This window comes from Streptomyces sp. SID14515 (assembly GCF_010548505.1).
Lineage (GTDB): Bacteria > Actinomycetota > Actinomycetes > Streptomycetales > Streptomycetaceae > Streptomyces > Streptomyces caviscabies.
Genome location: NZ_JAAGMH010000001.1, coordinates 67,322 through 80,855, shown reverse-complemented (window position 1 = coordinate 80,855; position 13,534 = coordinate 67,322). Strand labels below are relative to the sequence as shown.

The following is a 13,534-nucleotide window of genomic DNA, read 5'->3' as shown; positions in this document are numbered from 1 at the left end:
CATGGAGAGACGATCCGACGCGGACGGGTGGACGGTCGCTGCCGTACGCGCCGACGCATCACAGCACCCGCGGATGGCCGGATCCCTGCCCCGGACCGGCATCGCCGACGCCGTCGCGGCCGGGCCGGAGCGAGCGGCGCCGCAGGGGCCCCGCGAGGCGCCGGGCGCCGGGGAACGCCTGCCCGGCGGGCCCGGGGCGGGGAGCCCTCCGGTGAGCGCGCTGGGGGCCCTGCTCGCCCCGCGGTCCGCCTCCGGCTCCACGGGGATGCGGTCCCGGATCCTGCTCGGCTTCGTCTGCGCGGCGTATTCGGTGGGCGCCGCCGTCGGCTGGGGCTCGCCGCAGGTCGCCGTCTTCATGGGCGACTTCGGGCTCGCCGCGGCAGCGCTGATCGCCGCGGTCTCCTGCTTCCTCTACGCGAGGGCGGGCGCGGGCCGACTGCGGCCCGCCTGGCTGCTGTTCTCGCTCTCCTCCCTCATGGCGGCCTGCGGAAACGCCGTCTGGGGCTGGTACGAGGTGATCCTCGGCGTCCCCGTGCCCACGCCCTCACTCGCCGACGTCTTCTTCCTCTGCTTCGCGCCGCCCGCCATCGTCGGGCTGCTCGTGCTCGCCAAGCGCCCCGTCACCCGCGCCGGCTGGGTGTGTCTGGCCCTGGACGCCTGGCTGATCGGCGGCTCGCTGCTGACGCTCGCCTGGAGCCTCGCCCTCGCGCACACCACGCACCTGGCGGGCTTCCAGGACACCAGCGTCGCGCCCGCGGCCCTCTCGCTGGCCTACCCGCTGCTCGACATCGTGCTCGTCTCGATGGTGCTCGCGCTGCACTTCCGCCGGGCCGGGGTGAACCGCTCCGCGGTCAACACCGCCATCGCCGCCCTGGCCCTCACCGTGCTCAGCGACGCGGTGTTCACCTCGCCGCTGCTGCGCTCCACCTACCACTCGGGCCAACTCCTCGACGCCGGCTGGTTCGCCGGGTCGCTGCTCCTCGCCTACGCCCCCTGGGGCGCCCGGCGCGCGGCCCGGCCGGCCGGCCGCCCCGGGCCTCCGCGCGCCATCGCCAGCCGGCCCATCGCCGGCTCCCTGGCCGCGCTGACCCCGTATCTCGCCGCCGCCGTCTGCACCCTGGGCATCCTGTACAACGTGGTCGACGGCCGCCGGGTGGACCGGGTCGTCATCTTCACCGGCTGCACCGTCGTCCTGGCGCTGGTCGTCCGGCAGGGCATCATGCTCCTCGACAACATCTCCCTCACCCAGGAACTGGCCCAGAAGGAGAACCACTTCCGCTCCCTGGTGCAGGGCTCCAGCGACGTCATCATGATCGCCGCCCCCAACGGCACCCTGCGCTACGTCAGCCCCGCCGCCGCCGGGGTCTACGGGCGCGAGGCGGAGGATCTCGTCGGCTCCGAGCTGTCCTCGATCATCCACCCCGACGACCTCGGCGGGGTCGTGCACGAGCTGCGGCGCTTCCTTGCCGCCCCGCCGCACGAGGAGCCCACCACCCGTATCGAGTGCCGCTTCCGCTCGGGCGCGGGCGACTGGCTCAACGTCGAGTCCACCGTCAACCGCCACCAGGGCGGCCTCCTCCTCAACAGCCGGGACGTCACCGAACGGGTCAGGCTCCAGGCCCAGTTGCAGCACAACGCCGAGCACGACCCGCTCACCGACCTGCCCAACCGGGCCCTGTTCACCGCCCGGGTCCGCCAGGCGCTCGGCGGCCGCCGCTCGGGCGACCCCGGCACCGCGGTCCTCTTCATCGACCTCGACGGCTTCAAGCAGGTCAACGACACCATCGGCCACCAGGCGGGCGACGAACTGCTCATCCAGGCCGGCCGCCGCCTCCAGGACTCCGTCCGGGCCGGCGACACCGCGGCCAGGCTCGGCGGCGACGAGTTCGCCGCGCTCATCATGGGCGACGGCACCCGCGACCAGGGCGCCCGCGAGTACCAGGTCCACGAGATCGCCGACCGGCTGCGGCTCACCCTCTCCCAGCCCTACCGGATCGGCACCAGCGAGGTCCGGGTGGCCGCCTCCATCGGCGTGGCCTTCGCCGAGCCCGCCATCAGCCCCACCGACCTCATGCGCAACGCCGACCTCGCGATGTACCGCGCCAAGGCCGGCGGCAAGGACCGGGTCGAGCTCTACGCCCCGCAGATGCAGGCCGACGTCGTACGCCGCTCCGAGCTGGCCACCCGGCTGCGCACCGCCCTGCGCGACGGCGAGTTCGCCCTGCTCCACCAGCCCGTCGTCCACCTCGCCAGCGGCTCCGTCGCCGCCGTCGCCGCCCAGGCCCGCTGGCGCTCCGCCCAGGGCATCCTGTTCACCCCCGCCGAGTTCCTGCGGGTCACCGGCGACGACGACCGCACCGCCGAGCTCGGCCGCTGGCTCCTGGAGGAGGCCGTGAAACAGGCCGCCGACCGGGCCAGGGCCGGGCACCCCGTCGCCGTCTCCGTCCGGCTCTCGGCCGCCCGGCTGCTGGACGCGGGCCCGCCCCCCGGCTCCATCGAGGCGCTGCTGACCCGCCACGGGCTGCCCTCGGGCGCCCTGATGATCGAGGTCGCCGACAGCGACCCCCGGGTCTCCTTCGACGCCCTGGAGCAGCGCCTCGTGGCCCTGCGCCGACTCGGCGTACGGATCGCGCTCGACGGCTTCGGCAGCGGCTTCGCCGCGATCAACGCGCTGCGCCGGCTCCCCATCGACGTACTGAAGCTCGACCGGAATCTGGTCGAGGGCGTGGTCGAATCGGCCAGGCTGCACAAGATCACCAGCGGTCTCCTGCGGATCGCCTGCGATCTCGGCCTCCAGTCCGTCGCCGACGGCGTCGACGTCCCCGAGCAGGTCCTCGCCCTGCGCGCCATGGGCTGTACCCACGGCCAGGGCATGGCCTTCTCCGGACCGCTCGACGAGTACCGGCTGCGACGCGCCCTGGTCCGCGGGGAGTTCCCCGTGCCGGGCATTCCGAGCCCCCGGCCGGTGATGGCGGGCGGCTCGATCCCGCTGCTCACCGGATCACATACTGAGACGCCCGTCCCACCCACTTGACACGTCATGCGTGCCGGAGAGAGGGTCAATGCCATGCGCACCCGAATTCTCGTACTTGGAAAGCGCGTCGGCTGAAGCAGAGTCACTCCACGACACTCTGCGGACCGCACCCGGCGCGCTCCCCTCGCTTGCCTCACGGCACGAGGGGTTTTTTGTTGCACTGACACCTCTCAAATCGCTGCAAAACACCCGCGAAAACCCTCAGCTTCGAGAAGAGAATGCCGATGACCGAGCAGGCCACCGGGGCCCACCACCCGCAGCCGCGCGCCCGTAACGGCGGACAGCCGTCCGTCACCGTTGAGCACGTCACGGGCGCGCAGTCCCTCATCCGTTCTCTCGAGGAAGTCGGCGCCGACACGGTATTCGGCATTCCCGGCGGCGCGATCCTCCCCGCCTACGACCCGATGATGGACTCCACCCGGGTCCGCCACGTCCTGGTCCGCCACGAGCAGGGCGCCGGTCACGCCGCCACCGGCTACGCGCAGGCCACCGGCAAGGTCGGCGTCTGCATGGCCACCTCGGGCCCCGGCGCCACCAACCTGGTCACCCCGATCGCCGACGCGCACATGGACTCCGTGCCGCTCGTCGCGATCACCGGCCAGGTCGCCTCCAAGGCGATCGGCACCGACGCCTTCCAGGAAGCCGACATCTGCGGCATCACGATGCCGATCACCAAGCACAACTTCCTGGTCACCAAGGCCGAGGACATCCCGCACACCATCGCCGAGGCCTTCCACATCGCCTCCACCGGCCGCCCCGGACCGGTCCTCGTCGACATCGCCAAGGACGCCCTCCAGGCGAAGACCACCTTCAGCTGGCCGCCCACCCAGGACCTGCCCGGCTACCGCCCGGTGACCAAGCCGCACGCCAAGCAGATCCGCGAGGCCGCCAAGCTGATCACCCAGTCCAAGCGGCCCGTGCTGTACGTCGGCGGCGGCGTCCTGAAGGCCGGCGCCACCGCCGAGCTGAAGGTCCTCGCGGAGCTGACCGGAGCACCCGTCACCACCACCCTGATGGCGCTCGGCGCCTTCCCCGACAGCCACCCGCTGCACGTGGGAATGCCGGGCATGCACGGAGCGGTCACCGCCGTCACCGCGCTGCAGAAGGCCGACCTGATCGTCGCCCTCGGAGCCCGCTTCGACGACCGCGTCACCGGCAAGCTGGACAGCTTCGCCCCGTACGCCAAGATCGTCCACGCCGACATCGACCCGGCCGAGATCGGCAAGAACCGCGTCGCCGACGTCCCGATCGTCGGAGACGCCCGCGAGGTCCTGGCCGACCTGGTCCAGGCCGTCCAGGCCGAGCACACCGAGGGCCACACCGGCGACTACACCGCATGGTGGAAGGACCTCAACCGCTGGCGCGACACCTACCCTCTGGGCTACGACCTGCCCGAGGACGGCAGCCTCTCCCCGCAGCAGGTCATCCAGCGCATCGGCAAGCTCGCCCCCGAAGGCACGATCTTCGCGGCGGGCGTCGGCCAGCACCAGATGTGGGCCTCCCACTTCATCGACTACGAGCAGCCCGCCACCTGGCTCAACAGCGGCGGCGCCGGAACGATGGGCTACGCGGTCCCGGCCGCGATGGGCGCCAAGGCCGGCATGCCCGACCGCACGGTCTGGGCGATCGACGGCGACGGCTGCTTCCAGATGACCAACCAGGAACTGACCACCTGCGCGCTCAACAACATCCCGATCAAGGTCGCCGTCATCAACAACGGCGCCCTCGGGATGGTCCGCCAGTGGCAGACCCTCTTCTACAACCAGCGCTACTCCAACACCGTGCTGCACTCCGGCGCGGACACGGACGGCAACGCCGCCAAGGGCACCCGCGTCCCGGACTTCGTCAAGCTCTCCGAGGCCATGGGCTGCTACGCCATCCGCTGCGAGGACCCGGCCGACCTGGACAAGGTCATCGAAGAGGCCAACTCCATCAACGACCGCCCCGTCGTCATCGACTTCATCGTCCACGAGGACGCCATGGTCTGGCCGATGGTCGCCGCCGGCACCTCCAACGACGAGGTCCAGGCCGCCCGCGGCGTCCGCCCCGACTTCGGCGACAACGAAGACGACTGAGAGACAGAGAGAGAACGACTCCCATGTCCGAAAAGCACACGCTCTCCGTCCTGGTCGAGAACAAGCCCGGTGTCCTCGCCCGGATCACGGCCCTGTTCTCCCGACGCGGCTTCAACATCGACTCGCTCGCGGTCGGTACCACCGAGCACCCCGACATCTCCCGCATCACCATCGTCGTGAATGTCGAGGGCCTGCCCCTGGAGCAGGTGACCAAGCAGCTCAACAAGCTGGTCAACGTCCTGAAGATCGTCGAACTCGAGCCCGCCGCTGCGATCCAGCGGGAGCTCGTCCTGGTGAAGGTCCGCGCCGACAGCGAGACCCGCTCCCAGATCGTCGAGATCGTCCAACTGTTCCGCGCCAAGACCGTCGACGTCTCCCCGGAGGCCGTCACGATCGAGGCGACCGGAGGGGCCGACAAGCTGGAGGCGATGCTCAAGATGCTGGAGCAGTACGGCATCAAGGAGCTCGTCCAGTCCGGCACCATCGCCATAGGGCGCGGCGCGCGCTCGATCACCGACCGGTCCCTGCGCGCCCTCGACCGCTCGGCCTGAGCGGACGGAGCCGCGCGCTCCGCTCGCATGGCGAGACCCGACAACGCATACGACGCACCCGCCGTACGGTGGGACGCAACACCTGCACACCAAGGAGAAGACCCAGTGGCCGAGCTGTTCTACGACGACGATGCCGACCTGTCCATCATCCAGGGCCGCAAGGTCGCGGTTCTCGGTTACGGCAGCCAGGGCCACGCCCACGCGCTGTCGCTCCGTGACTCCGGCGTCGACGTCCGCGTCGGTCTGCACGAGGGCTCGAAGTCCAAGGCCAAGGCCGAGGAGCAGGGCCTGCGCGTGGTGACCCCGTCCGAGGCCGCCGCCGAGGCCGACGTCATCATGATCCTCGTCCCGGACCCGATCCAGGCCCAGGTCTACGAGGAGTCCGTCAAGGACAACCTCAAGGACGGCGACGCGCTGTTCTTCGGCCACGGCCTGAACATCCGCTTCGGCTTCATCAAGCCGCCGGCCGGCGTCGACGTCTGCATGGTCGCCCCCAAGGGCCCCGGCCACCTGGTCCGCCGCCAGTACGAGGAGGGCCGCGGCGTTCCCTGCATCGTGGCCGTCGAGCAGGACGCCTCGGGCAAGGGCCTGGCGCTCGCCCTCTCGTACGCCAAGGGCATCGGCGGCACCCGCGCCGGCGTCATCAAGACCACCTTCACCGAGGAGACCGAGACCGACCTGTTCGGCGAGCAGGCCGTCCTCTGCGGTGGCACCGCCGCCCTGGTCAAGGCCGGTTTCGAGACGCTGACCGAGGCGGGCTACCAGCCCGAGATCGCGTACTTCGAGTGCCTGCACGAGCTGAAGCTCATCGTCGACCTCATGTACGAGGGCGGCCTGGAGAAGATGCGCTGGTCCATCTCGGAGACCGCCGAGTGGGGCGACTACGTCACCGGCCCGCGGATCATCACCGACGCCACCAAGGCCGAGATGAAGAAGGTCCTCACCGAGATCCAGGACGGCACCTTCGCCAAGGCCTGGATGGCGGAGTACCACAACGGTCTGCCCACGTACAACGAGTACAAGAAGGCCGACAGCGACCACCTGCTGGAGACCACCGGCCGCGAGCTGCGCAAGCTCATGAGCTGGGTGAACGACGAAGAGGCCTAGGCCTCGGGGGGAGCGGGGCGGGTCCATCAACCGGACCCGCCCCGCTCCGCGGTACCGGGAGAAGCCGCTCCGTACGGGGGTCCGGAGGGGCTGTTCCGTACGGGTGTACACGACGTCCACCCTCGTGCGGGTGATCCTTCCACCGGGGCGCAGTAAGAAGCCCGTCGCATGACTACACTTCTCAACACATACACGCGTCAGGGCCCACAGTGTCGTGCGTCTACCACGCGGCTAGCCCCTCCACCGCCTGCGGCCGTCGGGACGGCCGTCCGCACTGGACTTGTGAGGACTCACGTGAGCTCGAAACCTGTCGTACTCATCGCTGAAGAGCTGTCGCCCGCCACGGTCGACGCTCTGGGTCCGGATTTCGAGATCCGGCACTGCAACGGCGCGGACCGCGCCGAGCTGCTCCCCGCGATCGTCGACGTCGACGCCATCCTGGTGCGCTCCGCCACCAAGGTCGACGCCGAGGCCATCGCCGCCGCCAAGAAGCTCCGGGTCGTGGCCCGCGCGGGCGTCGGTCTGGACAACGTCGACGTCTCCTCGGCCACCAAGGCCGGCGTGATGGTCGTCAACGCCCCGACCTCCAACATCGTCACCGCCGCCGAGCTGGCCTGCGGTCTGCTGGTGGCCACCGCGCGCAACATCCCGCAGGCCAACACCGCGCTTAAGAACGGTGAGTGGAAGCGCTCCAAGTACACCGGCGTCGAGCTCAGCGAGAAGGTCCTCGGCGTCGTCGGCCTCGGCCGCATCGGCGTCCTGGTCGCCCAGCGCATGTCGGCCTTCGGCATGAAGATCGTCGCGTACGACCCCTACGTCCAGCCGGCCCGCGCCGCGCAGATGGGCGTCAAGCTCCTCAGCCTGGACGAGTTGCTTGAGGTCGCCGACTTCATCACGGTGCACCTGCCCAAGACCCCCGAGACCCTCGGTCTCATCGGGGACGAGGCGCTGCACAAGGTGAAGCCCTCGGTGCGCATCGTCAACGCCGCGCGCGGCGGGATCGTCGACGAGGAGGCGCTGTATTCCGCACTCAAGGAGGGCCGCGTCGCCGGTGCCGGCCTCGATGTGTACGCGAAGGAGCCCTGCACGGACTCCCCGCTGTTCCAGTTCGACCAGGTCGTCTGCACCCCGCACCTCGGCGCCTCCACCGACGAGGCGCAGGAGAAGGCGGGCATCGCGGTCGCCAAGTCCGTCCGCCTCGCGCTCGCCGGTGAGCTGGTCCCGGACGCGGTCAACGTCCAGGGCGGCGTCATCGCCGAGGACGTACGCCCCGGTCTGCCGCTCGCCGAGAAGCTCGGCCGGATCTTCACCGCGCTCGCGGGCGAGGTCGCGGCCCGGCTCGACGTCGAGGTGTACGGCGAGATCACCCAGCACGACGTCAAGGTGCTGGAGCTCTCGGCGCTCAAGGGCGTCTTCGAGGACGTCGTCGACGAGACCGTCTCCTACGTCAACGCCCCGCTGTTCGCGCAGGAGCGCGGTGTCGAGGTCCGCCTCACCACCAGCTCCGAGTCGCCCGACCACCGCAATGTGGTCACCGTGCGCGGCACGCTCTCCGACGGCCAGGAGGTCGCGGTCTCCGGCACGCTGGCCGGCCCGAAGAACCTCCAGAAGATCGTCGCGATCGGTGAGCACGACGTCGATCTGGCGCTCGCCGACCACATGGTCGTCCTGCGCTACCAGGACCGTCCCGGTGTGGTGGGCGCGGTCGGCAAGATCCTCGGCGAGGCCGGGCTGAACATCGCGGGCATGCAGGTGTCCCGGGCCGCGGAGGGCGGCGAGGCGCTGGTCGTCCTCACCGTCGACGAGACGGTCCCGCAGCCGGTGCTGACGGAGATCGCCGAGGAGATCGGCGCGTCCTCGGCCCGTTCGGTGAACCTCACCGACTGACGCACCCGTACGATCCCGGCTGCCGGGCGCCCCTTCACCGGGGGTGCCCGGCAGCCGTTTTTTCTGCGGCTCAACCCGCCCGGGTGGGCCCGGGGTTGGGTCCTGGGGCCCACGACGTGAAGGGGCGCCCGACCCTAGGGTGACCGGTTGTCATGTCACTCATGGGCACCGGGGGTCGGATCACGTATGTCTGCTGTCGGTGGCATACCCGTAGCGGGAGGCCCGGCCCCGGCCGTCGCCCCGCGGCGTGACCTCCCGGGCCCGCTCACCGTGGTCCGGGTGGCTCTCCTCGTGCTGTTCGGCGCGACGGTGCTGGGCGCGATCGGCCTGTCCGGCTCGGCGCTCGCGGCGGACGCGATGGGCGCCGAGGTGCTCGGCATCCTGCTGTACGCCTCCGCGCCCGGGGTGCTCGCGGCACTGCTGGCCCGGCATGTCAGGACCGGTGGCGCACGGGTGCGGTGGGGCATCGTCGCCGTCCAGGCGTGGCTGATCCTCGGCGGTCTCGCCAACCTCGGCGACGGATCGCCGGACGGACTGACCCAACTGGTTCTGCCGATCCTGATCCTCGTCCTGGTCAACCGCCGGGGGAGCCGGGAGTGGTTCCGGCTGCCGCCCGGAGAGCGCGGGCAGCCGCCGAAGTTCTCGCTCCCGCACATGATCACCTGGAAGCGGGACCGGGGGCAGACCGCGCTGGAGTACCTGGGCCTGGTCCTGATCGTCGTCGCGCTGATCGCGGCGCTGACGGTGGGCGGCCTCGGCGGCCGGATCACCGAGGGCCTCCAGTCCGCGATCTGCTCGCTGACCGGCAGCTCCTGCCCGGTCTCGCCGGGCAGCGGCTCCGTCGAGGCGGGCGAACAGCAGGGCGGCGGCACGGACGGCGGGGGAGCGGACGGCGGTACGTCGGGGAGCGCGGACGGCGGTACGGACGGGGGAGCCGACGGCGGCTCGACGACCACCGGAGGCACCACAGGCGGCACGACCGGCGGCGACGCCACGGGCGGCACGGGCGGCACAGGCGGTCCCGGCGGTTCCGGCGGCACAGAAGGCAGCGGCGGTACGGCCGGCGCCACCGGAGGCGAGAGCTCGGGCGGCCCCGGCTCCACCACGACGAGCGGCGGCACCGGCGGACCCGACGATGCCGACCGCCCCGGCACCGGCGAGGACACCTTCCCCGAGGACAACGAGGAGCCGGAGGCCGCCTACGACGTACAGGCGTCCGACGACGGCGAAGGCGAGGGCGAGGGCGGCGAGCAGGCCGAGGAGAAGGAGGACTGCGGCGGCTGGGGCTTCTTCGGCTGCGCCTGGGACCGTACGACGCAGGTCTTCAAGGGCCTCGTGGTCGACGGGATCTGGGGCGACATCTCCGGGATCATCGACCTGTTCAAGCCGGAGACCTGGTCGGGTCTGGTCGACTACGGCAAGCAGCTCGGCGACCAGTGGGTCAAGGACTCCTCGGGCGCGGCCGACAAGTGGGCCGACGGCGACTACCTGGGCGCGCTCTGGGACTGGGGCGGGGCCTCCGTCAACACCGTGGTCTCCGTGGGCGACGACATCTTCGTCGGGGACGAGGTCCGCGAGCGCTGGAACAACGGCGAGAAGACCCGGGCCGTCACCGATGTGATCTGGAACGTCGGATCGATCTTCATCCCCGGCTACAACGTCGGGAAGGTCGTCGGCAAGGTCGGCAAGCTCGGGGTGCTGGGCAAGGTCGCCGGAGCCGTGGGCCGCGCCGCCGACGACGCGGGCGCGGCGGCCCGCCGGGCCCGTAAGGCCGCGGAGGCCGGCGACCTCGACGGCGTACGGAAAGCGGCGAAGGAGGCCGACGAGGCGGCGGACACCGCCGAGGACGCGGCACGCCGGACCGGCTGCGCGATCGCGGGCGGGCCGGCCCTCGTCCCGTACGGCGGAGGCGGTGGACACGGCACCGGCGGCACCGGCGGTGTGCCGGGCACGGGCACCGGCGTGCTGGCGGGCGGTTCCCCGGCCCGGGTCGTCCTCGCCGAGGGCGGCTGCGACGAGGCGGCCAAGGCGGCCGCCGCCCAGGCGCGGGCGGCGGAGCGGGCCGCGCACCTGGAGCAGAAGCGGCTGGAGGAGCCGGAGCGGGCGCGCAAGGCGGAGCTGGACAAGAAGAAGTACCCCGAGGCGCAGCGCAACGACACCTCCGACCCGCGCAACTACAACCCGCCGTCCTGGGCCGACGACCTCAAGGACCGTACGCTCGGTGACGCCGACGCGGGCGACGGCTACTGGGCGAGCCGGGACCGCAACCCCGCGCCGAACTGGAAGAACGAGTCCTGGCTCCGCTACCAGGAGCAGATCACCGGCACCAACCGGGGCCAGGAGTACGTCGTCCCGCATCCACGCGAGGGCAAGCCGGCGGTGGAGTACGACGGATGGGACTCCTCGCGGCAGACGTTCCTGGAGGCCAAGAACGGCTACGGCAGCTATCTGTCCAAGACCGACAGCGACACCCTCACCCCGTCCGGCAAGGACAAGTTCGTCACCGAGGCCCGCGCCCAGGTGGAGGCGTCCGGCGGCCGGACCGTGGAGTGGCACTTCTCCGACCCGGACGTGGCCAAGGCCGCGCGCAAGGCGTTCCGCGACGAAGGGCTGCCGGTCAAGGTGGTCCACAGCCCCACGAAGCCGAACGACAGCACGAGGAAACCGGGAGCCTTCGACGAGTAGCCGAGTAGCCTGCAACGCGTGGTGACCCCGGCCGTCGTCCGGCCGGGGGACCGCGGTGCAGCGGCCCGGGCGACGGAGGAGAGACGAGCATGCGACGTGTAGTGCGGGGCTTCTGGGGGCCCAGGCCGGAGCCGGTCGAGGCGCTGGCCGACCGGTGGCGGCGGACCCTCGACGGGCTCGCCGAACTGGTTCCGCAGGCGGCCGACGCCTGGAGCCAGGTCCACGGGAACGGGCCCGCCACCGCCTTCACCGCCGACGGCGACACCCTGCTCGCCGCGCTGCGCACCGCCCAGAGCGCGGCCGACTGGTCGGATCTGACCGGCACCGGGCTGCGGCTCGTCGGCACCGGGGCACGCGGCTGGGAGGCGGAGGTCAGCGGACTGGCCGGGGGAGCGCCGGAGTTCCTGCTCCAGTCGCTCGCGATCATCCTGCACGCCCCGGACGAGGCTGTGGTGCCCGAGGAGGCGTTGCTGTCCCTCGTCGCCCGGGTGTGGGAACCGGACTTCGGCGATGTGAGCGACGACGACGTGCTGGACGCGCTGGAGGACGACGCCGGGTACTCCGTCGGCGACCCGGTCGTCGGCCGGACCGGCTATCTCTCCCCGGCCCGCGCCGCCCTGGTCCCCGGCGACCTGGAGGCGGTCCGCGAACCCCTGCCCGGCGGCGGGGAGTTGCTGAGCATCGCGGCTCCTGGCGACAGTGCGACCGTGGTGCGGGTGTACGAGCGGCTGCGCGAGGCGGGGGCGCTGGCCCCGCTGCCCCGCCCGATGGACCGGCCCGTCCTGTGACCGCCCGGGCGGGCGAGGCCTTCGACGCGCGGCGGGCGGCCGCCGAGGTGGGGGCGCTCCTCGCCGCTCCCGTACCGGCCGAAGGGCCCACCACCGCCCAGGGCGACCCGGCCACCGGCGAGTGGACGGTCACCGTCGGGGCGGGCTTCCGGATCGTGCCGCTCTGGGAGGGCGACCCGCTCACCGGTGTGTACGCCCCCGAGTGGAACGACGCCGAAGAGGCCGCTGAGGCCCATCTGGCTTCGCTGGCCGAGGAGTTGGACCGCCACTGGGGCGCGCACCGCACGGTGCGGCTGCATGTGCCGCTGATGCGGTGGCAGGCCGGTGCGCCCGTGGAGCCGCTGTTCGCGGCGCTGTTCGCCGAGGACCTGTACGGGGACCTGGAGGTATGGGGCCCGGTGGACCCCGGCGGGCGGTGGATCGCCCTGGCGCTGGGCCACAGCGACGGGGACGCGCCGCTGGTGCTGGCCGCCCTGGTCAGCGACCGCCCGGTCACCGAACCGCCGGACGGCGACGGCCCGTTGTGAGCCCCGGCCCGGACCCGGCAGGAGGCGGCCGGAGCCGCTGATAAGGTCCTTCGACATCAGCCGTCCCGTCTTGGAGAGGGTTCATGAAGCTGCTCCCCCTGTTCCTCCGACGGCCGATCGAAGCGGTGTACGAGCGCCGGCTCGCAGCCACCCTGGTGGGCCTGCCGCGCCCCCAGCACGTCGGGATCATGGTCGACGGCAACCGGCGCTGGGCCCGCAAGGCCGGGCACACGGACGTCCGGGAGGGCTACCGGGCGGGCGGCGCCAAGGTGACCACGTTCCTGGGCTGGTGCACGGCCGCCGGGATCGAGCACGTGACCCTCTTCATGCTCTCCGACGACAATCTGGGCCGCCCCGCCGAGGAGCTCGGCCCGCTGATCGAGGTCATCGAGGAGACCGTCCGGGACATCACCGCCGAGGGCCGGGACTGGGAGGTCCGGGCGATCGGCTCGCTGGACATGCTGCCCGGCACCAGCGCCCGGGTGCTCAAGGAGGCCACCGCCGCCACGACCGGGCGCGGCGGCCTCAAGGTGGACGTGGCGGTCGGCTACGGCGGCCGGCGCGAGATCGTCGACGCAGTGAAGAGCGCCTTCGAGGAGCACATCGCGGCCGGCGGCGACCCGGCCGAGCTGGTCGCCCGGTTCGGCATCGACGACATCTCCCGGCACCTCTACTCACCCGTGGCCGACCACACCGATTTCATCATCCGCACCTCCGGCGAGCAGCGGCTGTCCGGCTTCCTGCTCTGGCAGTCCGCGTATGCCGAGATGCACTGGGTGGACTGCTACTGGCCGGCCTTCCGGCACGTGGACTTCCTGCGCGCGCTGCGCTCGTACGCGAACCGGGAACGCCGCTTCGGCAAGTGAGCGCTGCCGGAGCT

The 13,534-nt window shown here is 71.8% G+C and carries 9 protein-coding genes; all 9 read left to right on the top strand.

Going from position 1 to position 13,534, the window contains the following annotated elements; genetic code table 11:
• Positions 1–211: 211 nt before the first annotated feature.
• The 9 genes from G3I54_RS00340 to G3I54_RS00300 all read left to right on the top strand — a co-directional run bounded on the left by G3I54_RS00340 (position 212) and on the right by G3I54_RS00300 (position 13,520).
• Positions 212–3,034 carry an EAL domain-containing protein gene (locus tag G3I54_RS00340; protein WP_164609985.1) on the top strand — a complete coding sequence of 941 codons (2,823 nt, stop codon included), beginning with the start codon at positions 212–214 and terminating at the stop codon, positions 3,032–3,034.
• A gap of 218 nt (positions 3,035–3,252) precedes the next feature.
• The gene (locus tag G3I54_RS00335; protein WP_164609871.1) at positions 3,253–5,109 is read left to right on the top strand and encodes an acetolactate synthase large subunit; all 1,857 of its coding nucleotides are present in this window, start codon (positions 3,253–3,255) and stop codon (positions 5,107–5,109) included.
• A gap of 23 nt (positions 5,110–5,132) precedes the next feature.
• Positions 5,133–5,660 (top strand): acetolactate synthase small subunit, encoded by a 528-nt coding sequence (gene ilvN / locus G3I54_RS00330; protein WP_003966072.1) that lies wholly within the window; start codon positions 5,133–5,135, stop codon positions 5,658–5,660.
• A gap of 105 nt (positions 5,661–5,765) precedes the next feature.
• Positions 5,766–6,767: a ketol-acid reductoisomerase gene (ilvC, locus tag G3I54_RS00325; protein ID WP_164609869.1), complete on the top strand. Its 1,002-nt coding sequence runs from the start codon at positions 5,766–5,768 to the stop codon at positions 6,765–6,767.
• A 294-nt stretch (positions 6,768–7,061) separates the two neighbouring features.
• The gene (serA, locus tag G3I54_RS00320) at positions 7,062–8,654 is read left to right on the top strand and encodes a phosphoglycerate dehydrogenase (RefSeq protein WP_164609867.1); all 1,593 of its coding nucleotides are present in this window, start codon (positions 7,062–7,064) and stop codon (positions 8,652–8,654) included.
• 186 nt (positions 8,655–8,840) lie between these two features.
• A complete protein-coding gene (locus tag G3I54_RS00315; RefSeq protein ID WP_164609865.1) occupies positions 8,841–11,339 on the top strand; it encodes a Tox-REase-5 domain-containing protein in 2,499 nt (832 codons plus the stop codon).
• Positions 11,340–11,428: 89 nt separating this feature from the next.
• Positions 11,429–12,127 carry a hypothetical protein gene (locus tag G3I54_RS00310; protein WP_164609863.1) on the top strand — a complete coding sequence of 233 codons (699 nt, stop codon included), beginning with the start codon at positions 11,429–11,431 and terminating at the stop codon, positions 12,125–12,127.
• Entirely contained in the window at positions 12,124–12,654 is a 531-nt protein-coding gene (locus G3I54_RS00305; RefSeq protein ID WP_164609861.1) for a hypothetical protein, read from the top strand. The genes G3I54_RS00310 and G3I54_RS00305 overlap by 4 nt, the downstream gene beginning before the upstream one ends.
• 83 nt (positions 12,655–12,737) lie before the next feature.
• The gene (locus tag G3I54_RS00300) at positions 12,738–13,520 is read left to right on the top strand and encodes an isoprenyl transferase (RefSeq protein ID WP_030714843.1); all 783 of its coding nucleotides are present in this window, start codon (positions 12,738–12,740) and stop codon (positions 13,518–13,520) included.
• Positions 13,521–13,534: the final 14 nt, after the last annotated feature.

Coding starts and splice junctions, on each gene's coding strand:
- G3I54_RS00335 (WP_164609871.1), top strand. CDS start 3,253: ATGCCGATGACCGAGCAGGCCACCGGGGCCCACCACCCGCAGCCGCGC.
- ilvN (WP_003966072.1), top strand. CDS start 5,133: ATGTCCGAAAAGCACACGCTCTCCGTCCTGGTCGAGAACAAGCCCGGT.
- G3I54_RS00315 (WP_164609865.1), top strand. CDS start 8,841: ATGTCTGCTGTCGGTGGCATACCCGTAGCGGGAGGCCCGGCCCCGGCC.
- G3I54_RS00310 (WP_164609863.1), top strand. CDS start 11,429: ATGCGACGTGTAGTGCGGGGCTTCTGGGGGCCCAGGCCGGAGCCGGTC.
- G3I54_RS00300 (WP_030714843.1), top strand. CDS start 12,738: ATGAAGCTGCTCCCCCTGTTCCTCCGACGGCCGATCGAAGCGGTGTAC.